The organism is Amycolatopsis sp. NPDC051372 (genome assembly GCF_040682095.1).
GTDB lineage: Bacteria > Actinomycetota > Actinomycetes > Mycobacteriales > Pseudonocardiaceae > Amycolatopsis.
Map to the genome: position 1 here is coordinate 140,690 of NZ_JBFBAF010000024.1, position 24,939 is coordinate 165,628.

Annotated in this window: 24 protein-coding genes and 1 pseudogene; 9 read left to right on the plus strand and 16 right to left on the minus strand. The window is 71.0% G+C overall.

Going from position 1 to position 24,939, the window contains the following annotated elements:
- Positions 1–50 precede the first annotated feature (50 nt).
- On the plus strand, positions 51–722 hold the full coding sequence (gene shbA, locus AB0M56_RS32480; RefSeq protein ID WP_255637632.1) for an RNA polymerase sigma factor ShbA: 672 nt from the start codon (positions 51–53) through the stop codon (positions 720–722).
- A 4-nt stretch (positions 723–726) separates the two neighbouring features.
- Here shbA and AB0M56_RS32485 read toward each other — a convergent pair whose 3' ends face one another.
- From AB0M56_RS32485 to AB0M56_RS32495, 3 genes are read right to left on the minus strand one after another with little or no spacing between them, the layout of a single operon-like run.
- Entirely contained in the window at positions 727–1,557 is an 831-nt protein-coding gene (locus AB0M56_RS32485; RefSeq protein ID WP_364183118.1) for an amidohydrolase family protein, read from the minus strand.
- Entirely contained in the window at positions 1,554–2,534 is a 981-nt protein-coding gene (locus AB0M56_RS32490; RefSeq protein WP_364183121.1) for an aldo/keto reductase, read from the minus strand. The genes AB0M56_RS32485 and AB0M56_RS32490 overlap by 4 nt, the downstream gene beginning before the upstream one ends.
- The gene (locus AB0M56_RS32495) at positions 2,531–2,881 is read right to left on the minus strand and encodes an L-rhamnose mutarotase (RefSeq protein WP_364183124.1); all 351 of its coding nucleotides are present in this window, start codon (positions 2,879–2,881) and stop codon (positions 2,531–2,533) included. Before AB0M56_RS32495 ends, AB0M56_RS32490 begins: the two co-directional genes overlap by 4 nt.
- Positions 2,882–2,961: 80 nt before the next feature.
- On the opposite strand from AB0M56_RS32495, the gene AB0M56_RS32500 reads away from it, so the two are divergent.
- On the plus strand, positions 2,962–3,681 hold the full coding sequence (locus AB0M56_RS32500; protein ID WP_364183126.1) for a FadR/GntR family transcriptional regulator: 720 nt from the start codon (positions 2,962–2,964) through the stop codon (positions 3,679–3,681).
- Between the two features lie 104 nt (positions 3,682–3,785).
- Here AB0M56_RS32500 and AB0M56_RS32505 read toward each other — a convergent pair whose 3' ends face one another.
- Genes AB0M56_RS32505 through AB0M56_RS32530 form a run of 6 tightly spaced genes read right to left on the minus strand, consistent with a single transcriptional unit; the run spans position 3,786 to position 10,311 of the window.
- Positions 3,786–4,802, minus strand: coding sequence for an ABC transporter permease (locus tag AB0M56_RS32505; protein ID WP_360599787.1), 1,017 nt, complete (start codon positions 4,800–4,802; stop codon positions 3,786–3,788).
- Positions 4,795–6,318 (minus strand): sugar ABC transporter ATP-binding protein, encoded by a 1,524-nt coding sequence (locus AB0M56_RS32510; RefSeq protein WP_364183129.1) that lies wholly within the window; start codon positions 6,316–6,318, stop codon positions 4,795–4,797. The genes AB0M56_RS32505 and AB0M56_RS32510 overlap by 8 nt, the downstream gene beginning before the upstream one ends.
- Positions 6,315–7,349: a sugar ABC transporter substrate-binding protein gene (locus AB0M56_RS32515; protein WP_364183187.1), complete on the minus strand. Its 1,035-nt coding sequence runs from the start codon at positions 7,347–7,349 to the stop codon at positions 6,315–6,317. Before AB0M56_RS32515 ends, AB0M56_RS32510 begins: the two co-directional genes overlap by 4 nt.
- Positions 7,350–7,392: 43 nt before the next feature.
- A complete protein-coding gene (locus tag AB0M56_RS32520; RefSeq protein ID WP_364183131.1) occupies positions 7,393–8,151 on the minus strand; it encodes an SDR family oxidoreductase in 759 nt (252 codons plus the stop codon).
- The gene (locus AB0M56_RS32525; protein WP_364183134.1) at positions 8,148–9,449 is read right to left on the minus strand and encodes an enolase C-terminal domain-like protein; all 1,302 of its coding nucleotides are present in this window, start codon (positions 9,447–9,449) and stop codon (positions 8,148–8,150) included. The genes AB0M56_RS32520 and AB0M56_RS32525 overlap by 4 nt, the downstream gene beginning before the upstream one ends.
- 1 nt (position 9,450) lies before the next feature.
- Positions 9,451–10,311, minus strand: coding sequence for a fumarylacetoacetate hydrolase family protein (locus AB0M56_RS32530; RefSeq protein ID WP_364183137.1), 861 nt, complete (start codon positions 10,309–10,311; stop codon positions 9,451–9,453).
- Between the two features lie 357 nt (positions 10,312–10,668).
- Here AB0M56_RS32530 and AB0M56_RS32535 point away from each other — a divergent pair, with 357 nt between their 5' ends.
- The gene (locus AB0M56_RS32535; protein WP_364183140.1) at positions 10,669–11,712 is read left to right on the plus strand and encodes a DUF2235 domain-containing protein; all 1,044 of its coding nucleotides are present in this window, start codon (positions 10,669–10,671) and stop codon (positions 11,710–11,712) included.
- Between the two features lie 3 nt (positions 11,713–11,715).
- Here AB0M56_RS32535 and AB0M56_RS32540 read toward each other — a convergent pair whose 3' ends face one another.
- Together AB0M56_RS32540 and AB0M56_RS32545 are read right to left on the minus strand one after the other, a co-directional pair.
- On the minus strand, positions 11,716–12,186 hold the full coding sequence (locus AB0M56_RS32540; protein WP_364183143.1) for a GNAT family N-acetyltransferase: 471 nt from the start codon (positions 12,184–12,186) through the stop codon (positions 11,716–11,718).
- A 41-nt stretch (positions 12,187–12,227) separates the two neighbouring features.
- Positions 12,228–13,454 (minus strand): FAD-dependent oxidoreductase, encoded by a 1,227-nt coding sequence (locus AB0M56_RS32545; protein WP_364183190.1) that lies wholly within the window; start codon positions 13,452–13,454, stop codon positions 12,228–12,230.
- 202 nt (positions 13,455–13,656) lie between these two features.
- Between AB0M56_RS32545 and AB0M56_RS32550 the strand changes: the two genes are divergently transcribed.
- Together AB0M56_RS32550 and AB0M56_RS32555 are read left to right on the plus strand one after the other, a co-directional pair.
- Positions 13,657–13,860, plus strand: coding sequence for a hypothetical protein (locus AB0M56_RS32550; RefSeq protein ID WP_220237697.1), 204 nt, complete (start codon positions 13,657–13,659; stop codon positions 13,858–13,860).
- 807 nt (positions 13,861–14,667) lie between these two features.
- Positions 14,668–16,425 carry a hypothetical protein gene (locus AB0M56_RS32555; RefSeq protein ID WP_364183146.1) on the plus strand — a complete coding sequence of 586 codons (1,758 nt, stop codon included), beginning with the start codon at positions 14,668–14,670 and terminating at the stop codon, positions 16,423–16,425.
- A 3-nt stretch (positions 16,426–16,428) separates the two neighbouring features.
- Here the strand turns inward: AB0M56_RS32555 and AB0M56_RS32560 are convergent, their stop codons facing one another.
- Entirely contained in the window at positions 16,429–17,766 is a 1,338-nt protein-coding gene (locus AB0M56_RS32560; RefSeq protein ID WP_364183148.1) for a PLP-dependent aminotransferase family protein, read from the minus strand.
- Positions 17,767–17,892: 126 nt separating this feature from the next.
- On the opposite strand from AB0M56_RS32560, the gene AB0M56_RS32565 reads away from it, so the two are divergent.
- Both AB0M56_RS32565 and AB0M56_RS32570 read left to right on the plus strand, forming a co-directional pair.
- A complete protein-coding gene (locus AB0M56_RS32565) occupies positions 17,893–18,720 on the plus strand; it encodes an ABC transporter ATP-binding protein (RefSeq protein WP_364183151.1) in 828 nt (275 codons plus the stop codon).
- Positions 18,721–18,745: 25 nt separating this feature from the next.
- Positions 18,746–19,402, plus strand: coding sequence for an O-methyltransferase (locus tag AB0M56_RS32570; RefSeq protein ID WP_364183154.1), 657 nt, complete (start codon positions 18,746–18,748; stop codon positions 19,400–19,402).
- 37 nt (positions 19,403–19,439) lie between these two features.
- On the opposite strand, the gene AB0M56_RS32575 is transcribed toward AB0M56_RS32570, so the two are convergent.
- Complete coding sequence (locus AB0M56_RS32575; protein WP_364183192.1) at positions 19,440–21,317, minus strand: transglycosylase domain-containing protein; 1,878 nt, start codon at positions 21,315–21,317, stop codon at positions 19,440–19,442.
- A gap of 163 nt (positions 21,318–21,480) precedes the next feature.
- Entirely contained in the window at positions 21,481–22,200 is a 720-nt protein-coding gene (locus AB0M56_RS32580) for a GntR family transcriptional regulator (RefSeq protein ID WP_364183157.1), read from the minus strand.
- 72 nt (positions 22,201–22,272) lie between these two features.
- Between AB0M56_RS32580 and AB0M56_RS32585 the strand changes: the two genes are divergently transcribed.
- Together AB0M56_RS32585 and AB0M56_RS32590 are read left to right on the plus strand one after the other, a co-directional pair.
- A complete protein-coding gene (locus AB0M56_RS32585; RefSeq protein ID WP_364183160.1) occupies positions 22,273–22,872 on the plus strand; it encodes a helix-turn-helix domain-containing protein in 600 nt (199 codons plus the stop codon).
- Entirely contained in the window at positions 22,869–23,072 is a 204-nt protein-coding gene (locus AB0M56_RS32590) for a hypothetical protein (RefSeq protein WP_364183163.1), read from the plus strand. The genes AB0M56_RS32585 and AB0M56_RS32590 overlap by 4 nt, the downstream gene beginning before the upstream one ends.
- A gap of 356 nt (positions 23,073–23,428) precedes the next feature.
- Here the strand turns inward: AB0M56_RS32590 and AB0M56_RS32595 are convergent, their stop codons facing one another.
- Together AB0M56_RS32595 and AB0M56_RS32600 are read right to left on the minus strand one after the other, a co-directional pair.
- Positions 23,429–24,799 carry an L-serine ammonia-lyase gene (locus AB0M56_RS32595; RefSeq protein ID WP_364183166.1) on the minus strand — a complete coding sequence of 457 codons (1,371 nt, stop codon included), beginning with the start codon at positions 24,797–24,799 and terminating at the stop codon, positions 23,429–23,431.
- Positions 24,800–24,816: 17 nt separating this feature from the next.
- Positions 24,817–24,939: pseudogene (locus tag AB0M56_RS32600) on the minus strand (lipoyl synthase); the annotation flags it as partial.

Here is a 24,939-nt window from a genome sequence, read left to right on the forward strand (position 1 = left end):
GTGTTGACCCCAAGACCAGCGACGGTCGCAGGGTCGCCGGGGAGACGACCATGACAGCACCGTCGAAGACGTCCCATACCGAAGCAGCCGCCGACGAAGCCGACGTGCCAGGCTACGTCACGCCGGAAACGCTGCCGAGGCCTGCGGGCCGGTTGACCAAGGAAGACCTCGACCCGCTCGTGGTCGCCGCCGGCCGGGGAGACCAGCGCGCGATCACCGAGCTGCTCCACGTGCTGCGGCCCGTGGTGGCCCGCTATTGCCGGGCGCGCATGGGCGGACGCGACCTGTCCTACCTCTCCGCCGACGACGTGGCCCAGGACGTGAGCATGGCCGTCCTCAAGGCCTTGCCCGACTACCAGGACCGCGGCGGCTCGTTCCTGTACCTCGTGCACGCCATCGCGGCCAACAAGGTCGCCGACGCCTACCGCGCCGTCGCGCGGGACCGGTCCGAGCCGGTGCCCGAGCTGCCGGAGCGGCCGCTGTCGGGCACCGGTAACGAGCCCGAGTCGTATGCGCTGCGGCTCGACCTCGGTTCCCGCCTGCAGGAGATGCTCACCCGCCTCGCGCCGCTGCAGCAGGAGATCCTGACGCTGCGCATCATCGTGGGCCTGAGCGCCAACGAGACCGCCGAGACGCTCGGCATCTCCGCCGGCAACGTCCGCGTCACCCAGCACCGCGCCCTCACCAAGCTGCGCGACATGGTCCAGGGCGAAGACTTCTGACGCGTCAACCGAGTCCGTACACGCGTTTCGCCGTGTACTCGAAGACGTCGAGCCGTTCCGGGTCCGTGAGCGGACCCGTGAGGGACATGGCCGCGTCGAGCACGACCTCGTAGGCGGCCGCCAGCTCGCACACCGGCCAGTCCGTGCCGAAGAGCACTCGGTCGGCGCCGAACGAGGTGAAGACGTGGTCGGCGTAGCGGCGCAGGTGCCCGATCCGCCACTGCTGCCAGTCGGCCTCCGTGACGAGCCCGGAGAGCTTGCACGCCACGTTGTCCCGCGCGCCGAGCGACGCGATCCCGTCGGCCCACGGCTGCCACTCCCCCGCCGCGATGGCAGGCTTCGCCGCGTGGTCGAGCACGAGCCGCAGCTCCGGCAGCTGCTCGGCCACCTTCCGCGCCGCCGCGACCTGCGCGGGTGCCACCAGCAGGTCGTACACCAGCCCCGCCGCGCCGACGGCCGCCAGGCCGCGCAGCACGTCCGGGCGCAGCAGCCACTCCGGGTCGTCCTCGTTCTCCACCTGGTGGCGGATGCCCACGAGCGGGCCCAGCTCCTTCAGCCGCGCGAGCCGGTCGGCGACGTCGGGCGCCGTCAGGTCCACCCAGCCCACCACACCGGCGATCACCGGTTCGGCCGCCGCCGTGGCCAGGAAGTCCTCCGTCTCGCCCTGGTCGGGCAGCGTCTGCACCAGCACGGTGGCGTGCACCCCGGCCGCGTGCGTCACCGTGCGCAGATCGTCCACTGTGTACGGACGCCGGATCGGGTCCATCGCCGCGCCGGCGAGCCACGGGTAGTCGCGGCGGGTCGGGTCCCACAGGTGGTGGTGGGCGTCGATCACTGCGGTCCTCCAGACGTCACGGGCCGGCCGACGGCGTCCGCGTGCAGCAGGCCGGCGTCGACGAGGTCGGTCCACAGTACGGCGGGCACGACCTTGGCCGCGCGGCGCGCGTTCACCGCCACCTGCCCGGCGTCGTGCGCGCCGACGACCACCGACACCACGGCCGGGTGCGAAGCCGGCAGCGCGAGCGCGGCCTCCGGCAGCTCGACGCCGTGGCGGGCGCAGATCTCCGCGATCCGCCGCGCCTTCTCGACGAGTTCCGCCGGCGCGGCCGCGTAGTCGTAGATCGTTCCCGGTTCCACGGTGGCGAGGATGCCCGCGTTGAACACGCCGCCCGCGACCACGCCGACGCCGCGTTCGAGGCACAGCGGCAGCAGGTCGTCGAGCGCCGGCTGGTTGAGCAGGGTGTAGCGCCCGGCCATGAGCACGTGGTCGAGGTCGAAGCGGCGGACGAACTCGGTGAGCATCGGCGTCTGGTTCATCCCTGCGCCGACCGCACCGATCACGCCCTGCTCGCGCAGCTCCAGCAACGCGGGAAACGCGCCGCTCACCGCTTCGGCGAAGTGGTCGTCCGGGTCGTGCACGTACGCGATGTCGACGCGGTCGAGGCCGAGCCGGTCGAGGCTCGACTCCAATGACCGCAACACGCCGTCACGGCTGAAGTCCCAGCGCCGGAGGTAGATGGCCGGCACGTCGAAGCCTTGGTCGTCGCGCTCGCCCGGCGCCGCGGCGTGGGGTTCGAGCACCCGGCCGACCTTGGTGGAGAGCACGTACTCCTCACGCGGGTACGCGGCCAGTGCCGCGCCGAGGCGCCGTTCGGAGAGCCCGAGCCCGTAGTGCGGGGCAGTGTCGAAGTAGCGGATGCCCTCGTCCCACGCACGCCGCACGGTCGCGGTCGCCGTGTCGTCGTCGATCGCCTGGTAGAGGTTGCCGAGCTGCGCGCCACCGAGCCCGAGCGGGGAGAGCTTCACGTTCACTCCTTCACCGGAAGTTCCCAGACGAGCCCCAGGGCCGTCGAAGTATCGGACCGGTCGTCGTCCGTGTCGAGCAGCCGGTTGATGCGGATCTGCCACTCGATGTCGGCGGGATCGTCGGCGAGCGCGGCCTTCATCGCGTCGAAGTCGTCGACCTCCACGAAGTGGAACAAGTCGAGCCCGCTGCGCCAGATCCGCCACGTGCGCACGCCGGCGCGCCGCAGCGCCGCGTCGAGTTCGGGCGGGATCACCGCATGCACGGACTCGTAGGTCGCCTCCATACCCGGCTTGAGTCGGGTACGCAGGGCAACGCTTTCAGGGGCAGAGTCCGGGGCGGAGCCGTGGGTCATGGTCCCTCCTGACGAGTTACGTGGCACTCTGTGTTCAGAACACCGAAACATCCGAGGTCTCTTGAGGGAGGGCGGTCTCGATGCCCGTCACCGATGTCGCGATCGACAAGATCAAGGACATGATCATCTCCGGGGAGCTCGCACCGGGCGACCGGCTGCCCAAGGAAGCCGAGCTCGCCCAGCGGCTGGGGCTCTCGCGCAGCTCCCTGCGCGAGGCCGTGAAGGCGTTGTGCCTGATCAGGGTGCTCGACGTGCGCCAGGGCGACGGCACGTACGTGACCAGTCTCGAGCCGAACCTGCTGCTCGACGCCATGACGTTCGTGGTCGACTTCCACCGCGACGACACCGTGCTCGACTTCCTGGCCGTGCGCCGGATCCTCGAACCGGCCGCCACGGCGCTGGCCGCGCTGCACATGAGCGAGGACGACATCACCGAGCTCGGCGCGCTGCTCGACGAACTGGCCGACGCGCCGACGGTGGAGGCGCTCGTGGCCAACGACCTGCAGTTCCACCGCAAGATCGCCGACGGCTCGGGCAACTCCGTGCTCTGCTCGCTGCTCGACAGCCTGTCGGGGCCCACGGCGCGGGCGCGGATCTGGCGCGGCCTCACGCAGGAGGGCGCGGTCGCCCGCACGCGTGAGCAGCACACCGCCATCTACGAGGCCATCGCCGCCCGTGAGCCGGAGCTGGCCCGGTCGTGGGCGACCGTGCACGTCGCGGGGGTCGAGCAGTGGCTGCGCAGCACGCTCACCCAGACCGGCACGGACGCGGACGACAATCCCGAGGCCGCTGCGTCCTGAGCGACGTCGAAGGTCCGTGAAGGGCTCCCCGAGGGACGCTGAATCCCTGAAGGGGCCCTTCACGGAACGGCGAGAAGGTCGGATGATCACGGCCCAGGCGCCGATCAGGTCTGCGGCTTTCCGCCGGCGTAACGGCTGATGATCAGGGCGATCAGGATGATGCCGCCGTAGATCGCCTTCAGCCATTCCGCCGGCACCTGCGCGATGCGCAGCAGGCTGTCCACCGACTGCAGGAGCAACACCCCGGTCAGGGCGCCGACGAGCGTGCCCTTGCCGCCGTCGAGCGAGACACCGCCGATCACCGCCGCGGCGAAGACCTGCAGGATCAGGCCGTCACCCTGGTCGGCGCCGAGCGCGCCGACGTAGCCGGTGTAAGCGAGGCCGCCGATCGCGGCCAGCACACCCGCGACGATGAACACCGCCCACGAGATCCGGTCCACCCGGATGCCGGCCGCGCGTGCCGCCTCGCGGTTGCCGCCGATCGCATACAGCGAGCGGCCGACGCGGTGGTAGCGCAGGCCGAGCCCGAACAGCAGGAACAGCACCGCCGCGAGCCACACCGACATCGGCAGCCCGGCGAACGTCGTGGTCGCCAGGGCCGTGAACGCGTCGAGCTGGTCGAACAGCGTCTTGCCGTTGGTGGAGCCGATCTGCGTGCCGCGCAGCACCGTGAGCATCGCCAGCGTGACGATGAACGCGTTGAGCTTGAGCTTCACGATGAGGAAGCCGTTCACGAGCCCGATCAGCGCACCCACCACGGGGATCGCGAGCAGGCCCAGCGCCGCCGGCCAGCCCGTGCCGAAGCCCGAGGACGTCGCCGGGATCACCAGCATCGCGCCGATCGCGGGCGCGATACCCATTGTCGATTCCAGCGACAGATCGAACTTGCCGGTCAGCAGCACCAACGACTCGCCCAGCACCACCAGCGACAGCGCGGCGGCGGCCGAGAGGATGCTGATCACGTTGTCGAACGTGAAGAACGAGTCGCTGATCAGCCCGCCGATCACGAACACGACCACGAGCGCGGGCAGCAGCGCCAGCTCGCGCAGCCACAGCGACTTGCGCCGTTTCGGGGGCGCCGCGGGCAGCGCCGTCTGCGGATCGCTCATCAGCTCAGTCATGGAGCCCGACTCCTTCGATGTCGGCCACGAGGTCTCCGTCGGACCAGCCGGCCTGGTGTTCGGCGACGACGGCACCGGCGCGCAGCACCAGCACCCGGTCGGCCAGGCGCAGGTCGTCGAGCTCGTCGCTCACGATCAGCACCGCCTTGCCTTCGGCCCGCACCCGGTCGACGACCGCGAGCAGGGCCTCCTTCGACTTCACGTCCACACCCGCGGTGGGGTTGATCAGCACGACCACCCGCGGGCCGCTCTCCAGCGCCCGGGCCAGCACGACCTTTTGCTGGTTGCCGCCCGACAGGTCAGCCACCGGCTGTTCCGGCCCGGCCGCGACGATGTCGTAGGCGGCCAGCGCGCGGGCACCGCGGTCGTGCCGCGCCTTGGGCGAGGCGAACCCGGCCGGGCCCATGCGATCGAGCACGGACAGCGTGGCGTTGTCCATGATCGAGTGCTCCAGCACCAGACCCTCGTGGTGGCGGTCACGCGGCACGCAGCCGATCCCGGCGTGCACCGCGGCCGGGATGTCGCCCGGGGGCAACGGTTTCCCGTCCACCGCCACGGTTCCCGCCGAGGGCGAGCGCAATCCGTAGACGGTCTCGGCCACCTGGTGCTTGCCGCTCGCGTTGCTGCCGGCCAGCCCCACGACCTCGCCGCGGTGCACCCGCACCGACACGTCGTGGAAGCCGTCGCCGGACAGTGCGTCGACGGTGAGCACCTCGGCGGCGTCCACGGCCAGCGGGTCGCGGCTCGCCGCGTCGCGCACGGACAGCCCACCCTGCTCACCGGTCATGGCGTCGACCAGCTGTGGCCGGCTGACCTCGGAGACCGGCGCGGTGAGCACGTGCTTCGCGTCGCGCAGCACCGTGACGGCCTGGCACACCTCGTAAACCTCGTGCAGGTGGTGGGAGATGAACAGGAACGTCACGCCGCTGCGCTGCATCTGGCGCATGCGATCGAAGAGCCGCTCGATGGCCTGGCTGTCGAGCTGGGCCGTCGGCTCGTCGAGCACGATGAACCGCGCGCCGTAGCTCAGCGCGCGGGCGATCTCCACGAACTGGCGGTCCTCCACCGAAAGCTCGCCCGCGGGCGTGTCCACGTCCACGCGGACGTCCCACGAGTCGAGCAGCTCCCGCGCCTGCCGGCGCAGCTTGCGCCAGCCGATGGCGAAGCCGCCGCGCGCCTGCCGGTTGAGGAACAGGTTCTCGGCCACCGTCAGCTGGGGCACCACCATGGCGTGCTGGTACACGCACGCCACGTGGGCCTTCCAGTCGTCCTGTTTGGACAGCGGCGGCGCGGGCACGCCGCCGAACTCGACGCTGCCGGTGTCCGGAAGGGACAATCCGGTGAGGATCGACACGAGCGTGGACTTGCCCGCCCCGTTGCGACCGACCAGCGCGTGCGACTCACCGGCGTGCACGGTCAGGCTCACGTCGTGCAGGGCCACGGTGGGCCCGTAACGCTTGCCGACGCCGTGGGCACTCACCACCGGCGCGGCCGTCTCGGGGGCGGGCGCGCTCACAGGTTGTTACCCCACAACGCCTTGTCGTCCACGTTATCCTTCGTCACGACCGGGGCCGGCAGCTGGTCCTCGAGGATGCCGGGGCTGATCTCGACGATCGTGGAACCGTGGTCGGTCGGGCCCGGCTGGAACTTCTCCCCCGCCATGGCCTTCTTGAGCCAGTACATGCCGTACTTGGCGTAGGCGTCGGCCGGCTGCGACACGGTGGCGTCGAGCTCGCCCGCGCGGATCGCCGCGAGCTCCTGCGGGATGCCGTCGTTGCTCACCAGCACCACGTGGCGCGGGTCGCTCGTCGGGAAGAACAGGTTCTTGCGCTTGAGCGCCTGCTCGGTCGGCGCGAGGTACACGCCGCCGGCCTGCATGTAGACGCCCTTGATGTCCGGGTTCGCGGTGAGGAGGCTGTCGAGGCCGGAAGACGCCTTGTCGGCCTTCCACTCCGCCGCGATCTCCAGCACCTTGATGTCCGGGTACTTCTGCTTCATGCAGTCGCGGAACGCGGCCGAGCGGTCGCGGCCGTTGACGGAGGCGAGGTCACCCATCACCTGCACGACCTTGCCGCTCTTCACGCGCTTGCCGATCTCCTCGCACGCCTTCGTGCCGTAGGCCTTGTTGTCGGCACGCACGACCATGGCGACCTTGCCGCTCTCGGGCGCGACGTCGACCGCGACCACGGGCACGCCCTTGTTCTCGGCCTGCTTCAGCCCGGCGACCACCGCGGCGGAGTCGATCGGCGTCACGACCAGGCCCTTGACGCCCTGGTTGAGCAGTGTGCCGATGTCGGTGATCAGCTTCGCCGGGTCGTTGTCGGCGTTCACCGTCGGCAACGCGTCGAGGCCGGTCTCCTTGGCCATTTGCGGCACGTAGTTGTTGTAGGCCTGCCAGAACGGCGACGTCAGCAGCGGCAGCGTGGCCCCGACCTTGCCGCCGGTGACGCCACCGCCGCCCGCCGCGGCCGCCGGTTTGTCCTTCGTGGACCCACACGCGGTCAGGACCAAACCACACGCGGCCGCCGCGGCGGCGAGCCGGATCACCTTCGTACGCACCGCATCCTCCTTGATGACATGCAAACGGGCACTATTTCTGCACAGGTCCCCGCGGGCGCAGGCCGTGCATGCCGCCGTCGACCGCGAGCGCGGTGCCGGTGGTCGACGCGGACAGCGGGCTGGCGAGGTAGGTGATGGCGCTCGCGACCTCGTCGGCGGTCACGAGCCGGCCCATCGGCTGGCGCGCGGCCAGGGCCGCGCGTTCGGCGGCCGGGTCCGCGGCCGCGTCGAGCAGGCGTCCGACCCACGGCGTGTCCGCGGTGCCGGGACACACGCAGTTCACGCGGATGCGGTGGGGCAGGTGGTCGGTGGCCATCGCGAGCGTCAGCGACAGCACCGCGCCCTTCGTCGCGGAGTACAGCGCCCGCTGCGGCAGGCCGGCCCACGCGGCGATGGAGCAGGTGTTGACCACGGCCGCCGAAGGCGACGCCTTGAGGTGCGGCAGGGCGGCACGCGTGACCCGGACCATGCCGACCACGTTCACGTCGTAGACGCGGTGCCACTCGTCGTCGCTGTTGTCCGCCACGTCGCCGGCCGCGCCGATGCCGGCGTTGTTGACCAGCACGTCGATCCGCCCGAAACGCTCGGCGACGGCGTCGATCGCGGCCTTCACCTCGGCGTCGGCCGTGACGTCGCACCGGAAGCCGGCCAGCGGCTCGGGCACGTCGTCGGTCTTGAGGTCCAGCACGGCCACCCGCGCGCCGCGCTCGGCGAGCAGCGTGGCCGTGGCCAGGCCGATCCCCGAAGCACCGCCGGTGACCACGGCGACCAGGCCGTCGAACTCGCTCACTGGGCGTCCTCCGTCCACTCTGGACCGTCCGGGAAGCGGAAGCGGCGCAGGGTCGCGTCGTGCATCCGCGCGGAGAACCCGGGTGCGGTCGGGGCCAGGTACCGGCCGTCGCGCACGACGGCCGGGTCGGTGAAGTGCTCGTGCAGGTGGTCGACCCACTCGATGGTGCGGTCGGTGTCCTCACCGGAGACGGCCACGAAGTCGAACATCGACAGGTGCCGCACCAGCTCGCACAGGCCGACCCCGCCGGCGTGCGGGCACACCGGAACGCCGAACTTGGCCGCCAGCAACAGGATCGCGAGGTTTTCGTTCACCCCGCCGACGCGCGCGGCGTCGAGCTGCAGCACGTCGATCGCGCCGGCCTGCAGCAGCTGCTTGAACACCACGCGGTTCTGCACGTGCTCGCCGGTGGCGACCTTGATCGGCGCCAGTGCCTTCGCGATGGCCGCGTGGCCCAGGATGTCGTCAGGCGAGGTCGGTTCTTCGATCCAGTACGGGTCGAACGGCGCGAGCTCCGTCATCCAGGACACCGCCGTGGCCACGTCCCAGCGCTGGTTGGCGTCCACGGCGACGCGGATCTCCGAGCCCACCGTCTCGCGCGCCAGCTTCATGCGGCGCACGTCGTCCTCGAGGTTGCCGCCGACCTTCAGCTTGATCATCTCGAAGCCGTCGGCCACGGCCTGTTCGGCCAGGCGCACCAGCTTCGCATCGGAGTAGCCGAGCCAGCCCGGCGACGTGCTGTACGCGCGGTAGCCCTCGGCTTCGAGCTTCGCGATCCGCTCCTCGCGGCCGGGTTCGGCGGCGCGCAGGATGTCGAGCGCCTCCTGTTCGGTCAGCGCGTCGGACAGGTACCGGAAGTCCACGAGCGACACCAGCTCTTCCGGCGTCATGCGGGCCGCGAACTTCCACAGCGGCAGGTCGGCCCGGCGCGCGGCGAGGTCCCACGCGGCGTTCACGACCGCGCCGATCGCCATGTGCGCCACGCCCTTTTCCGGGCCCAGCCAGCGGAACTGCGAGTCGCCGATCAGGTCACGGGAAAGCCGGCCAAGCGCCTCGGCGTCTTCCGGCACCTCGCGGCCGACGACGTGTGGCGCGAGCGCGCGGATCGCGGCGGCCTGCACGTCGTTGCCGCGGCCGATGGTGAAGGCAAGCCCGTAGCCGTCGGGGCCGAGGTCGGTGTGGAGCTCGACGTAGGCGGCCGAGTAGTCGGGGTCGGGGTTCATGGCGTCCGACCCGTCGAGCTCCCGGGAGGTCGGGAACCGGACGTCGAGCACCTCCATGCCGATGATCTTCGCCATGTCAGGCCTGCCTCAGCGTCTGGCGCTGGCGGCCGAGGCCGTCGATCTCCAGCTCGACCACGTCGCCCTCGCGCAGGTACGGCTTCGGCTCCGGCTGCCCGAGCGCGACGCCCTCGGGGGTGCCGGTGTTGATCAGGTCGCCGGGGCGCAGCACCATGAACTGGCTCAGGTAGTGGACGATCTCGGCGACGGTGAAGACCATGTCCTTCGTCGAGGAGTCCTGCACCTTTTTGCCGTTGACCCACGTGCGCAGGCCGAGGTCCTGCGGGTCGGGTACCTCGTCGGCGGTCACGAGCGCCGGGCCGAGCGGGTTGAACGTCTCGCAGTTCTTGCCCTTGTCCCACTGGCCGCCGCGATGCAGCTGGAACTCGCGCTCCGAGACGTCGTTGGACACGACGTAGCCGGCGACGTGTTGGAGAGCCTCCTCGACGCTGTCGAGGTAACGCGCCTGCTTGCCGATCACGACGCCGAGCTCGACTTCCCAGTCGGTGCTGGTCGAGCGGCGCGGGATGAGCACGTCGTCGTCCGGGCCGACGATCACGTCAGGGGCCTTCATGAACAGCACCGGTTCCGTCGGCACGGCGGCGCCGGTTTCCTCGGCGTGCCGGCGGTAGTTCATGCCGATGCAGAGAACCTTGCCGGGCGAGGCCAGCGGCGGGCCGACGCGCGGGCTCGCGGTTTCCGGGCCGGCGGCGGGCAGCTCGCCGGCTTCGAGCGCGGCGGCGACGCGGGCGAGGCCGTCGGCCGCGAGGAACGCGCCGTCGACGTCGGCCGTGAGGCCGGAGAGGTCGTACAGGGTGCCGTCTCCGGCACGCACGAACGGTCGCTCTTCTCCCGCGGCTCCGAGACGCACAAGCTGCACGGACGTTCCCCTCTCACCACAGCCACATCAAGACATCCGATGTATAGCGCATGGGCGGCGTGGGATCCAGAGGTCTGGATGATTTGGTGTCAAAATTGATCGGATCACCAAAGTGGGCGCCTTACGGTGCACCGATGCCGATCGTGCCCCGGCCCGGCCGCAGGCGCACGCCGGAGCCGGCCCGCTTTCGTCGGATCTTTCCGCGCGGGAGCCGGCGAAGGGTGAACAGCCCGTGGTTTCCCGGTGTTTTCCTTGCCACACCTCGGCTTCGGTACCGATTCGGCCGAACCCGTTGAAAACGCCGCCGGGTCGTGCCTTGATGGCTTCCGACCCAACGACGCAGTGAACGAGGTACTGATGCCCAAGCGGATCCTGATCTGCTGCGACGGCACGTGGGATTCGGCGGATCTGGCCGACGGCAGCGTGCCCGCCCCGAGCAACGTCACGCGGCTCGCGCTGGCCACCGCACCGGCCGACGAAGCCGGCACGGAGCAACGGGTCTTCTACCAGTCGGGCATCGGCACCACGCGGCAGCGGCTGATCGGCGGCGCGTTCGGCATCGGGCTCTCACGCAACGTCCGCGAGGTCTACACCTATCTCGTGCACACCTACGAACCCGGCGACGAGATCTTTTTCGTGGGCTTCAGCCGTGGCGCGTACACCGTGCGCAGCGTGGCCGGCTTCATCCGCAACTGCGGCCTGCTGCGCCGCGAGCACGGCGGGCTCGTCAAGCGCGCGTACAGCCTCTACCGCGACCGCGGCGACAAGTCCCACCCGCGCAACACCGAGGCCACGCTCTTCCGCCGCACCTATTCGCACGAGCCGCGGATCCGGTTCATCGGCGTGTGGGACACGGTGGGCGCACTCGGCGTGCCGCTCACCGGCTTCTGGCCGATCGACGTGTTCAACCGCCGCTTCCAGTTCCACGACACGGCCCTGAGCTCCACGGTGGACGCCGCGTTCCAGGCGCTGTCGATCGACGAGCACCGCAAACCGTTCGTGCCCTCGATCTGGGCGCCGCCGACCGCGCCCGGCACGAAGCAGATCGAGCAGGTCTGGTTCGCCGGCTGCCACTCCGACGTCGGCGGCGGCGGGCAGACCCAGCGCGGCCTCTCCGACGTCCCGCTGCGCTGGCTCGCGAGCCACGCCGCCCTCAACGGCCTCGCACTGCTGCCGGACTTCCCGTGCGAACCCGACGCGCTCGGCCCGACGTTCCCGTCCCGCACGGGTTTCTACCGCCTCCTGCCCTCGGTGACGCGCGGCATCGGCACCACGGACCCGAAGCACGAGTTCGTGGCCTCCAGCGCCCTCACCCGCCACAAGGTCGCGGCGGACTACGCGCCGCCGAACCTGGTGGGGTACCTGGCGCTGGACGGGCCGGTCATCCCGGTGGAGGCCTGAACCTCACCCGAGGTCTGGTCCAGGCGAGAGCCGGTAGACCAGCTGCGGGAGCAGCCGGCCCGGAATGGATCCCGAGAGTACGGAGCCGATCCGGACCGCGCCCATCTTCCGGTAGAAGTCCTCGGCGAACGGGTCGGAGCCGATGATGAGCCGCTGAAAGTCCAGCGTGCGGGCCGTGTCCACCGCGTGCTGCCACAACCGGCGGCCGACGCCGGTACCGATGTGGTCAGGCTCGACGAAGAGGCAGGCGAGCTCACCTTCGGGTGCCTGACCGGCCAGGGTGTAGAAGCCGACCACGCGCTCGCCGATCTGCGCCACGGTCGCTTTCCCCGCGACCAGGTCGTCGGGTCGGAGGGTCAGCTCGGTTCGGCATGCCTCCAGGAACGCCTCGTCGTAGCCCCAGTGGGCCTTCGACCGCAGCGTGAGCGCGCTGAGGTCGGCGGCTTCATGGGGCTGACCGGCGCGAAGCAGCATGCCTTTCACTGTGCCCTTCGGAGCCGCTGGCGATCAAGCCATCACCCGATCTCGGCGAGGTTGCCCGACTTCAGGTCCTCGTCACGCACCTTCATTCGCCCATCCACCAAGCGCTGCAACGCATCCCCGTCGTCCCACTGGTTCACGTTCATCGCGGCGTGCACCTCGCCCTCGGCGCCGACCCAGAACGCCGTGAAGTCGCGCGCTGCGAGGTCGCCGCGGACGACGAGGTGGTCGCGGTCGAGGTCGGCGAGACCGCGGTATTCCATGCCGAGGTCGTACTGGTCGGAGAAGAAGTAGGGCGAATCCAGGTAGGGCTCGTTCTCCCCCAGCAGGTTCCCGGCAACGTGGGCCCCCTGTGTGCGCGCGGCGGCCCAGTGCTCGACGCGCACGCGGTGGCCGTAGCGGGGGTGGAAGTGCGACGCAATGTCGCCGATGGCGTAGACGTCCGGGGCGGCCGTGCGCAGGCCCGCGTCGACCGCGACGCCGCCGTCGTCCGAAAGCTCGAGGCCCGCGGTGTGGGCAAGTTCCACGCGCGGCGCGGCGCCGACGGCCACGAGGACCACGTCGGCGAGCAGCTCCTCACCGCTTCGCAGCCGCACGCCGCGCACGCCGCTCGGGTCACCCGTGACCTCCGCGACGTGTTCGCCCAGGCGCCAGTGCACGCCGTGTTCTTCGTGCAGGGACCAGAAAACCCCGGCCACCTCGGCGCCGAGGACCTTCCCGAGCGGCAGGCGCCCGGGCGCCACCACGGTCACGTCCGCGTCGTGCGAACGCGCGGCCGCCGCGGCCTCCGTGCCGATCCAGCCGGCGCCGATGACCACCACGCGCCGGGCGTCGACGAACGCCGTGCGCAGGCTGAGCGAGTCGTCCAGCGTGCGCAGCGTGTAGAGGCCCGGGAAGTTGCCGCCGGGCGCGGTCAGCGGACGCGGACGGGAACCCGTCGCGAGCACGAGACGGTCGAAGCGGTGCTCGCCGCCGGCGTCGTCGAGCACGAGGCGCGCGCCGAGCTCCAGACGCGTGGCGGTGAGGCCGGAGGTGAGCCGGATGGCTTGGGCGTCGTAGAACCCGGCCTCGTGCACCCAATCGGGTTCGTCGGTGGTGCCCAGCAGCACACCCTTCGACAGCGGCGGCAGCTCGTAGGGCCGGTGCGGGTCCGAACCCATCAGCAGCACGTCGCCGCCGAAGCCCTTCTCCCGCACGGCGGCGGCAGCCGAGGCTCCCGCGAGACCGGCCCCGACGATCACGATCTTCCGCGGCTGCGCCATCCCGGACATCCCGACCTCCCGCGTCCCCGCCACCTGCCGCGTGGACGCTACTCCCGTCGCGCGGACGGCACATCCCAGGTGAACCCGCCAGGACGACCCGTCGGTAGGCAATTCGGGTGAACCCGCGTAAGAGCCGCGTGAGGCGCTCGTCCCACCCGGGCACGAAGCACGACCGCAACGCGGAATCGGGAGGGCGAGAGCCGTGACAGACCGGGACGAGTGGTCCATCGGCTGCCGGGATCTGGCGGGCAGGCGCAGGGACGTGACGGTGTTCGTGAGCAGCGACGACAAGATCGTGCTCGTGGCGCCGCCAGGCGAAGCGGCCGTGCTCGGGCCCCTCGACGTGGGCCGCCTCAGGGCCGCGCTGCGCGACGCCGTGGTGGCCGTGGCGCAGCACCCGGAGTGAGTGAGTTTTTTGCCTCGGCTGTGTTGTTGGCCCCGGCTCCGCCGGGGCGTGCGAGATCGCCTTTGAGCCGGCTTCCGGATTGGGGCGGTCGGATCGGCCGGGGGCCGATCGCACCGCCCCAATCCGGAAGCCGGCGCGATCTCGCGCTGTGGTCGCCTCCAGGGCCTGTCCGGTCGGCCCGCCGCTCGCTGCGACCGCCCACCGGCCGTCACAACTCCCACCAAACGCGACTCAACCTCCGGTTACCGCCGTTCCCGACCTCGCGCCTTAGACGCCAACAGAACCTGCCCAATCCATCCGCTCAGTGCGACCGCCCGCCGGCCGCCACAGCTCCGACCCCACGCGGCTCAACCTCCGGCCGCCACCGTTCGCGATCTCGCGCCGTGATCGCCAACAGAACCTGCCCAGTCCATCCGCTCAGTGCGACCACCCACCCGCCGTCACAACTTCCAACCCGCACGGCCCAACCCCGGCAACCCCCGGCTACCGCCGTGGTGACCGAGCGCCGTTGCGGCGCATCGTGAACGTGACGACCGGGGACCTGCAGGCCGACGCCGTAGCCCACCTGATCTGCCGCTCCCCGCACCGGCCTCACTCTCCGCCACCATCACCCGGCTACTCTGACCCCGCAGGGCCTGACCCGGCCCCCTGGGCAACCACGGCGCGAAATCGCGCCGGTGTCGGGATCGAGCGGTGCGATCGGCCCACGGCCGATCAGACCGCCCGATCCCAACACCGGCTGAAAGCGATCTCGCACGCCTCGGCGGAGCCGAGGCAGAAAACACAGCCGAGGCGAAAGGACACAGCGTGGACGTCGCCGAGGCGCTGCCCACGGCCGCCGAGGTGGTCCGGCGGCGACGCGTCCTGCTGCGGTGGAGCGCGCACGTCGCGTGGGTGCTCGTGCTCGCGGTGGCGACGGAGCTGCGCGTGGGCCGGTTCGGCTTCCATCCGTCCGACCAGGGCTTCATCCTCGCGCAGGCGTGGCGGGTGCTGCAGGGCGAAGTGCCGCACGCCGACATCATCTCCGCGCGGCCGCTCGGCTCGGCGATCCTGCACGTGGTCGATTTCGCGCTGCCGGGACCGCTGTTCTTCGCGTCCAGCTGCCTGGCGATGGTGCAGATCACCCTCGCGACGATCGCGTTCGCCGTGCTCGTGACGCGGCGGCCGGTGCTGTCGTGGGGACCCGGCCGCGCGGCGCTGGTCGCGGCGGCCGCCCTGCTGAACCTCAACGGATTCCCGCTCATGGCGTGGCACACCGTCGACGGGATCACGCTCACCGCGTGCGGCGCGTGGGCTCTGGATTCCGGGCTGCGCAAGGGAAACCCGTACGCGCGGCTCGGTGGGCTCGCGCTGCTGGGCGCGGCAGTGTTCGTGAAGCAGAGCTTCGTGCTCGCCGCGGTGATCGGGCTGGTCTGGACCTTGTGCTACCCGAACCGGCTGCGCCGCCTGCCGGGTGACCTGCTGGCGTTGGGCGCGTTCGGGATCGTCTACGTGGCCTGGGTGAGCATCGGCGGCGGCATCGGCGAGATGGTCGGGCAGCTGACCGGCGGCGTGCCCGCGTACGGCGAACGGCTGCTCGGCCTGTGGCTGCAAGACCCGCAGGTGCTGCTGCGCCCGCCGGTGCGGGAGCTCACGTTCTTCGCCGCCATCGCCGTGGTGCTGCTGGTGCTGCGGCTCGCGGGCGAACGGCTCGGCGCGGCCGGACGCGCGGCGTCGTGGCTGCTCGCGCTCGGCGGCGCGGCCGCGGTGGCGTGGACGGTGGTCGACGGGCGGCTCACGGCTTCGTCGCGCTGGGCCGACGTGCTGTGGTGGATTCTCGCCGTCGCCGTCGTGGTCCACGCGACCGTGCGGCGCAAGGTTTCCTGGGCCGGGCTGCTCGTGCTCGTGACGGGGTTCATGACGAGCCTGTCGTGGGGCAACGACACCCCGACGCTGCTCACCGGCTCACTGGCGCTCACGACGTTGCTGCTGCTGGGTTTCGTGCTGCCGGACCTTGCGCCGGTGCTGCGCCGCACCTGGCTCACCACCACGGCAGGCCTGGTCACGGTGGCGCTGTGCGGCTGGGCGGTCGTCGCGCACCACGACGAAGCCGCGTACCTCGACCTTTCACACGACAAGCTCACGGCCGACCTCGGCACGGTCAGCCCGGCCATGCGCGGCATCCGCACGAACCCCGCGACCTACACCTACGTCGCCCAGATCCGCGACTGTCTGCAGCGCTACCCGGCCTCCCGCGTCGCGGTGCTGCCCGACAACCCGTTCGCGTACCCGGCTTTCGGCCTGCGCAACCCGTTCCCGCTGGAGTGGCCGCTGCCGTTGGAGATCGTCGGTGACGCGCCGCAGCGCATGCTCGCCACCGCGGCGGATCTCGATCGCGAGGGCGACTACCTGGTGTTGTTCGAAACGGTGCAGAACAAGACGCTGGCGCAGGGCGGCCCGGTGCCCGCTCACGTGGCGGTGGATGCCCCGAGCGTCGACTACCTGGGGCTGGAGAACGCCTTGCGCGCGCGGCTGACCGGACAACCGGTGGCGTGCGGGAGCTTCGTCGGCAAGTGGGTGCGCTGAGGTTCAGTCCGGCAACGTGTCGTCCGGCGATCCGGCCGCCAGCGTCGCGAGCACGTCGAGCGCCGCCGCGAGGGTTTCCTTGGGTGGCGCGGAAACCGCGAGCCGCACGGCGTTCGGTGCGTGACCCGGAAGCACGGCGAACGAAGCCGCCGGCGACAACGCGATGCCGTGGCGAGCGGCGGCGGCCACGAACGTCTCCGCGCGCCACTGCTCCGGCAGCTCCCACCAGCGGTGGTACGCGGCCGGATCGCCGATGACGGTGAACCCGGCGAGGCGCTCGTCGAGGATCGTGGCGCGTTCGGCAGCGTCGGCGCGCTTCGCGGTCTCGACCTCGGCCAGCGCGCCGCCGGTGATCCAGCGGGTGGCGGCCTCCATCGCGAACCGCGTCGAACCCCAGCCACCCGAACGGACGGCGCCGGCGAGCCGCGCGGTCCAGGCCGCCGGCGACACCACGAACCCGGCGGTTAGGCCGGGCGCGACCCGCTTCGACAGGCTGTCGACGAACACCGTGCGCTCGGGCGCGAGCGCGGCCAGCGGCTCGACCTCCGGGCGCAGGAACGTGTAGATCCCGTCCTCGATCACCGGCAGGTCGAGGCGCCGCACCGTGTCGGCCAGCTCGGCACGGCGCGCGGGCGGCATGGTCGGCCCGAGAGGGTTGTGCAGCGTCGGCTGCACGTACAGCGCGCGCACGGGCGCCGCCGCGTGGGCGGCTTCGAGCGCGGCCGGGACGAGGCCGTCGGCGTCGGTTTCGATGGGCACGAGCTCGGCACCCAGCCGCGTGGCCAGGGCCTTCACCACGGGGTACGTCAGCGCTTCGACCGCGAGCCGCTCCCCCAGCGGCACGAACGTGGAGATCGCCGCGGCGATGCCCTGGCGGCCGTTGCCCGTCACCAGAACCGTCGCCGGGCCGGGCGTCCAGCTGCCACGAGACAGCAGTCCCGCCGCGGCTTCACGCACCGCTTTCGTCCCGGCGGCGCCGACGGGGTGCAGCGCGTCGGTGAAGACATCGGCGCGAAGCAGCGGCTCCAGCGCGTACGCAAGCTTCGCGGATTGGCTCGGCAGCACGGCGAAGTTGAGCTCGAGGTCCACGCGCGCGTCGCCGGGTTCGGCCAGCGCGGGCTCGGGCGCCGGGCGCGCGGCCCGGACGAAGGTGCCCCGGCCGACCTCCCCGACGGCCAGGCCGCGACGGATCAGCTCGCCGTAGACGCGGGCGGCGGTGGAGCCGGCGATGCCGCGGTCGCGCGCGAACCGGCGTTGCGGCGGAAGGCGGTCACCCGGCCTCAGCCGGCCGGCCTCGATGTCGGCAGCGAGTTCGTCCGCGACGACCCGGTAGTCATCCATCGCCACCTTCGCTTACGCCGTGAACCGCACAGAACCCCGTCCGCATGATGACACCGGCTGGTCACGTTCGGCGAATGCGACCCAGGGAACTCCCCGAACGAGGGCCACTAGGTTAGCCTAACCTGTGTGGAACAGACGATCACGGACGCACCAGCCCGGACCGAGCCCCGGCTCCACGCCGAGGAACTGACCCTCGCGTACGACGGGCGCACCGTCGCCGAAGACCTCGGCGTGGTCATCCCGGACAAGTCGTTCACGGTCATCGTCGGCCCCAACGCGTGCGGCAAGACCACGCTCCTGCGCGCGCTCGCGCGGATGCTCAAGCCCCGCAAGGGCTCCGTCTACCTCGACGGCTCGGTGATCTCCAGCTACGGCGCCAAGGAGGTCGCGCGCCGCCTCGGCCTGCTGCCGCAGAGCTCCGTCGCGCCCGACGGCATCACTGTCGCCGACCTCGTCGCGCGCGGCCGCTACCCCCACCAGCGCCTGCTGCGCCAATGGTCCCGCGACGACGCCGCCGTGGTCGCCGAGTCCATGGCGGCCACCGGCGTCTCGGACCTGGCCGAGCGGCTCGTCGACGAGCTGTCCGGCGGGCAGCGCCAGCGCGTGTGGATGGCGATGGCCCTGGCCCAGCAGACCGACCTGCTGCTGCTCGACGAACCCACGACCTACCTCGACATCGCGCACCAGATGGACATCCTCGACCTGTGCGCGCAGCTGCACACCGAGCAGGGCCGCACGCTCGTCGCGGTGCTCCACGACCTCAACCACGCCGCCCGCTACGCCACCCACATGATCGCCATGCGCGACGGCCAGGTGCTCGCCACCGGCACGCCCGAGGAGGTCGTGACGGAGGAGAACGTGGAGAAGATCTTCGAACTGCCGTGCCGCGTCATGCCCTGCCCCGAGACGGCCACCCCGCTGGTGATCCCGAAAGCAGGCCGGCGTGCCGCGTAGTCGTTAGATTGGTCGTGGAGGTGCCATGACCCGCGAACTCTGGACCGCAGTCGACGACTACCTGGCCGAAGCATTGCTCCCGGCCGACCCGGTGCTCGACGCCGCCCTCGCCGAGTCGGGCGCGGCCGGCCTGCCGGCGATCGCCGTGTCGCCCACGCAAGGCAAACTGCTCAACCTGCTCGCCCTCACCGCCGGCGCCCGCTCGATCCTCGAGATCGGCACACTAGGCGGCTACAGCACGATCTGGCTCGCCCGCGCCCTGCCGCCCGGCGGCACGCTGGTGACCTGCGAATACGACCCGAAGCACGCCGCCGTGGCGCGCGCGAACCTCGACCGCGCCGGCTTCGGGCCCGACGTGGCCGACATCCGCGTCGGCGCCGCTCTCGACACCCTGCCCACGCTCACGGGACCGTTCGACTTCGTCTTCATCGACGCCGACAAGGCCAACCTCGCGCCCTACGTCGCCGAAGCCGTGCGGCTTTCGCGGCCGGGAACCACGATCGTGGTGGACAACGTCGTCCGCGACGGCGCCGTGCTCGACGCCGCCGGCACCGACCCGTCCGTGCGGGGCGTGCGCGAGATGTTCGCGGCTCTCACCGGCGACGACCGCGTCGACGCCACCGCGATCCAGACGGTGGGAAACAAGGGTTACGACGGTTTCGTCCTCGCCCGCGTGCGCTGACCTGATCGCTCCCGTGAACGGCGCCCTTCACAGACGATCAGCGACCGGGCGGCGCCGTCTGCTTCGCGAGCGGAGGGGCGAACCTCGGCTCGACTCCGCCGTTCCCCTCGATCGGCTGCCCCTGCTCCGCCTGCACCATGAACGTCCGCCAGATGTCCGCGGGGACGGTCGAGCCCATCAGCTTCTTCCCCTGTGCGTCGAACAGCCGCCGTTCGTCGTCGGAGCCAACCCAGACGGCCGTCGCCAGCTGCGGGGTGTAGCCGATCGCCCAGGCGTCCTGGTTGTCCGACGAGTTGCCGTGCTGGAACTCGCCCGTGCGCAGGGCGGCGGGGCGGCCGTCGGGCAAGAACGTCTGCAGCACGTTCGTCACCTCGATGGAGATCTTCGCGCTCACCCCCGGGTCGTCGGAGAACGCGGGGTGCGGCTCGTCGTCGTGCTGCCACACGACGCTGCCGTCCTGGTCGAGCACCTTGTCCACGAGGTGCGGCGTCACGCGCATCCCGTCGGCCGCGAAGGTGCCGTACGCCCCGGCCAAGTCCAACGGCCGCAACGGATACCGCCCGACGGCGAGGCCCGAGCCGATCAGGAACCCGTCCTTCTCACGCAGGGTCGGCGAGCCGTCGACCGCCTCCGGGATGCCCGCGTCGCGGGCCGCGGTGCTCACCGCGTCAGCGCCGACGCGTTTGGCCAGCCCGATGTACGGCGTGTCCGCGCCCGAGGTCATCGCCGTGCGCAAGGTACACGTCGCCGGGCATTTCTGCGGGTACTCGAAGTCCTCACCCAGGAAGTCGACCGCGCCCGGCGCGGCCACCGGTTCGTCTGGCGAGGCGCCGGCACGCAGGCCCGCGGTGAGCGTGAACGGGTAGAACGCCGAGCCCACCGCGTGTTCCGTGCCGGCGTAGTCGCGCACGCCGTTGTCACCGCCGTCGTACGCGCGCACCGCCCCTGTGGACGGGTCCACGGACACGAGCGCGCCCCGGAACTCCTTCGGCTCGCCCTTCAGGCGATCGGCCAGCGTCGAGCGCGCGGACGCCTGCGCCTTGCGGCCAAGCGTGGTCTGCACGACCAGATTCCCTTGCTGCAGCCGGGAAAGCGAGAACCCGTCCTGTTCGAGCTCGCTGAGCACCTGCTGCTTCACGTGGTACTCGTCGTAGGTCACGCTCGCGCGCGTCTCCGAGGGCGGCAGGATTTCCTTGCCGGGGTAGGCCATCGTGGCGGCCTCGGCCGGCTTGACGTAACCGCGCTGCACGAGCTTGTCGCGCACGTACGTCCAGCGTTTGGCCGCGTGTGCGTCGCCGGAAACGGCGGGGTCGTGCACCGAGGGCGACTGGATCATCCCGGCCAGGAACGCGGCTTCACTCCAGGTCATGGAGTCGTCGAGCGGCCGGCCGAAGAACGCGTTCGTCGCCGCGGCCGGGCCGAAGGTGCCGCGGCCGAAGGAAATGATGTTCTCGTAGCTGGTGAAGATCTGTTCCTTGCTCTGCTGCTGCGTGATCTTCGTGGCGAGCACCAGTTCCTGCAGCTTGCGCCCGAGTGTCGCGTCGTCGTCGCCGGTCGACTTCTTGATGTACTGCTGGGTGATCCCCGAGCCGCCGCCGACGCCGGTGAGGAACGCGCGGCCGATGCCGGTGGGGTCGAAGCCCGCGTTGTCCCAGAACGTCGGGTCCTCGGTGGCGATGATCGCGTCACGCAGCTTCGAGGGCACTTTGTCGTAGGGCACGAAGGAGCGGTCGCCGTCGGCGGGCAGGACCTTGAGCAGCTCGCTGCCGTCGGAGTACTTCAGCTCCACGGTCTTGTCGAGCGAGGCGAGCACGTCCTGCGGGCTGCGGACGTCCATCAGCAGGTAGGCGATCCAGAACGCGATCAGCGGCAGGCCGACGAAGACGCCGAAGCAGCAGTAGCAGACCCGCCGGATCTTGCGCCACCGGCGGCGACGGCGGGCGCGGGGATCATCGGGCGGCTCGTTCGTGACACTGCTGGTGGCTCCATCCGTCTCGGCATCCGTGTCGCGTAGCACGATGGGACGACGGCCGGACGGGTGAAAAGGTTGTGCGGTTCGGTGAGAAATTCACGGCGGGTCACGACAAGAAGGCACGTAGCAGCGACGCCGTGCCCTCGATGTGCTCGGTCATCGCGTGGCGCGCGGCCACGGGATCGCCGGCGAGGATGGCGTCGACGATCGCCGCGTGCTGGGCGTTGGAGTGCTCCAGGTTGGGCTCGAGCAGGGGAATGCGGTCGAGCAGCTGGTTCACGCGCGTGCGGGCGTCGGCCATCGCCGTGGTGAGCGAGCTCGACGCCGTGACCTCGGCGATCGCCAGGTGCAGGCGGGAGTCCTTGCGCCGGTAGTCGACCAGGTCGGCGGCCGCGGCCTCCGCGAGCGTGGTCTTGAGGTGCTGCCGGTCGGCCGGGCTGAGCGTCCGCGCGGCAGCGGCCTCGGCGGCGCCGGTTTCGAGCACGTGGCGCAGGCACAGCGCGTCTTCGAAGGCGGCCGCGTCGATTTCAGGTGGTTTGCTCTGTGCCGGCTCTGGCAGGTTCTCGTTCACGAACGTGCCGCCGTAGCGCCCTCTTCGTGACTCCACGTAACCCGCGTCGGCCAGCGCGCGGATGGCTTCCCTGAGCGTCACCCGGCTCACCCCGAGCCGCTCCGCCAGCTCGCGCTCCGACGGCAGCCGCTCCCCCGCGCCGACCACGCCGAGGCGGATGGCCTGCAGCAGGCGTTCGACGGTCTCCTCGAACGCGTTGCCCGCGCGCACCGGCCGGAAGAGCGCCTCGTTCGCGCTAGCCACCGACGTCTCCACGTCCCGAGTCTAAGCCCGTGCGATTGCAGAGACCTCTTTGCAAAGGACCCTCTGCGGTGTAGCTTGTGTTTCATGAGCTCTTCCGACCGCACCGAACGGATCCTCGACGCACGCACCCTGCGGGCGCTCGCCCACCCGCTGCGGATGCGGATGCTGGACCTGCTGGAACAGGACGGCCCGGCCACCGCCACCGGCCTGGGCAAGCGCGTCGGCGAGAGCTCCGGCACCACGTCCTGGCACCTGCGCCAGCTCGCCGATGCCGGCCTCGTCGCGGAGGACCCCGACCGGGGCTCGAAGCGCGAACGCTGGTGGAAGGCCGCGCAGGACTACACCACCATCCGCACCGGCGACTTCGTCAGCGACCCGGAACTCGCCGGCTCGATTTCGACGGTGCTGCACCAGCTGGTCATTCAGCGCCACCAGGAGGAGGCGCAGTTCGTCGCCGAGCTGCCGCGCTGGCACGACCGGTGGGAACACAGCGCCACCCTGACCAGCGAGCACCTCTCCCTGACCCCCGAAGAGACCCGCCGAATGAGCGCCGAAATCACCGCCGTTGTCGACCGCTACCGCCGCCCCACCCGCCCGGGCGACGACGCCGTGGTCACCCACTGGGCCGCCTTCCCACGCACGGCCCGCCCCGAAGAACCCACCGACACCCTGGGGACGCCATGATTCCGCACCACTTCACGGAGCACTTCGTCGCCGCGCGCCAGTCCGAACTCCGCGCTGCGGCTTCTCGCCACCGCGCCACCACCGCCCGGCCCCGCACCCTGGCCACGCCCCGCCAGCGCCTCGGCTGGCTGTTGGTCCACACGGGCTTGCGGTTGGTCACCGACCGAGGTCAACGGCCGCAGATCACTTTGCCGGCCTGAGAATCGGTCGGGCTTCAGTCCACTAAGGACGCTTTTCGCCCCACACCCAGCCTCGCGCCTGCCGCACAGCCGCTCCTCTCCACGCAGGAGGGACCGTTCGCTCAGCGAAGGTCCTTGCCGCACACCACCGAACACGCCGTCGACCATCTCGGCACCGCAGAACCGTTCGCCCATCGAAAGGCGCGCGAGCGAGCGCCAGTCCCACCGCGCGCCGGCGCGACAGAACCGTTCGGCCAACGAAGGTCCCCACTCCACACCACTCACCCACACCCGGCGCAAGAGCCGCGTAAGGCCCGGAAATGCACGATGGGACCATTCGCCCAGCGAACGGTCCCATCCCGACCCCACCGAGTACCTCAGCACTCGATGACGTTCACCGCCAAGCCACCGCGCGCGGTTTCCTTGTACTTCACCGACATGTCGGCCCCGGTCTCGCGCATGGTCTTGATCGCCTTGTCCAGGGTCACCACGTGGCTGCCATCCCCGCGCATCGCCATCCGCGCCGCGTGGATCGCCTTCGAGGCGCCCACGGCGTTGCGCTCGATGCACGGAATCTGCACCAACCCGCCCACCGGGTCGCAGGTCAGACCCAGGTGGTGCTCCACCCCGATCTCAGCCGCGTTCTCCACCTGAGCCGGCGACCCGCCCAGCACCTCGGTCAACCCGGCCGCCGCCATGGCCGAGGCCGAACCGACCTCACCCTGGCACCCGACCTCTGCACCCGAAATGGACCCGGTCTGCTTGAGGATCGAACCCAGCGCCCCCGCCGTCAGCAGGAAAGTGATAATGCCGTCATCCGAAGAACCCCGGATGAACCGCTGGTAGTAGTGCAGCACAGCCGGGATGATCCCCGCGGCACCGTTCGTCGGCGCCGTGACCACGCGCCCGCCGGCGGCGTTCTCCTCGTTCACCGCCAGCGCGTACAGGCTCACCCAGTCCATGGCGTACAACGGATCCCCGACGCCGTCCTCGGCGATCAGCTTGTCGTGCAACGCCTTTGCCCGCCGCGGCACCTTCAGGCCGCCCGGCAGCACCCCTTCGTGGGCGATGCCGGCCGAAACGCAGTCGGCCATCACCGACCAGATCTCCAACAGGCCCGCGCGCATCTCGTCCGCCGACCGCCACGAAAGCTCGTTCGCCAGCATGATCTCGCTGATCGGCAGCCCCGTCGCCGCGCAGTGGCCGAGAAGGTCGGCGCCTGTGCGGAACGGGTACGGAACCGGCGTCGAGTCCTCCACGAACACCGCGTCCGTCTCGTACGACTCGTCGCGCACGAAGCCGCCGCCCACGGAGTAGTACGTCCGCGTGCGCAGCTCGGAAGAACCGGAGAAGGCCCGGAACACCATCCCGTTCGGATGCGCCGGCAGCGACTTGCGCCGGTGCATCGTCAAGTCGACATCCTCGTCGAACGAGATCTCCCGGACGCCACCCAGCAGCAACCGCCCAGAGGACCGGATCGCGGCGACCCGCGCAGGCACCGTCTCCGTGTCGACGGACTCCGGACGCTCGCCCGACAGCCCCAGCAGCACGGCCTTGTCACTGCCGTGGCCGAACCCGGTCGCGCCGAGCGAGCCGAACAGCTCCGCCTGCACCCGCGTCACGCGGTCCAGCACGCCCTCGTCAACGAGACCGTCCACAAAGGTCCGCGCGGCCCGCATCGGGCCGACCGTGTGGGAGCTCGACGGCCCGATGCCGATGGAGAACAGATCGAAGACGCTGATCGCCATTGACCCGCCCCTTCCCTCTAGTGTCTGGCCAGCAGCGAGCTGGCTTCTTGCGCTGCGGGGCCCTGCTCGGCCAGGTGCGCCAGGTTCTCCGGCAGCTCCTCACCACGGTGGGCCTTGGTCTGCGCGTACAACCGGCCCGC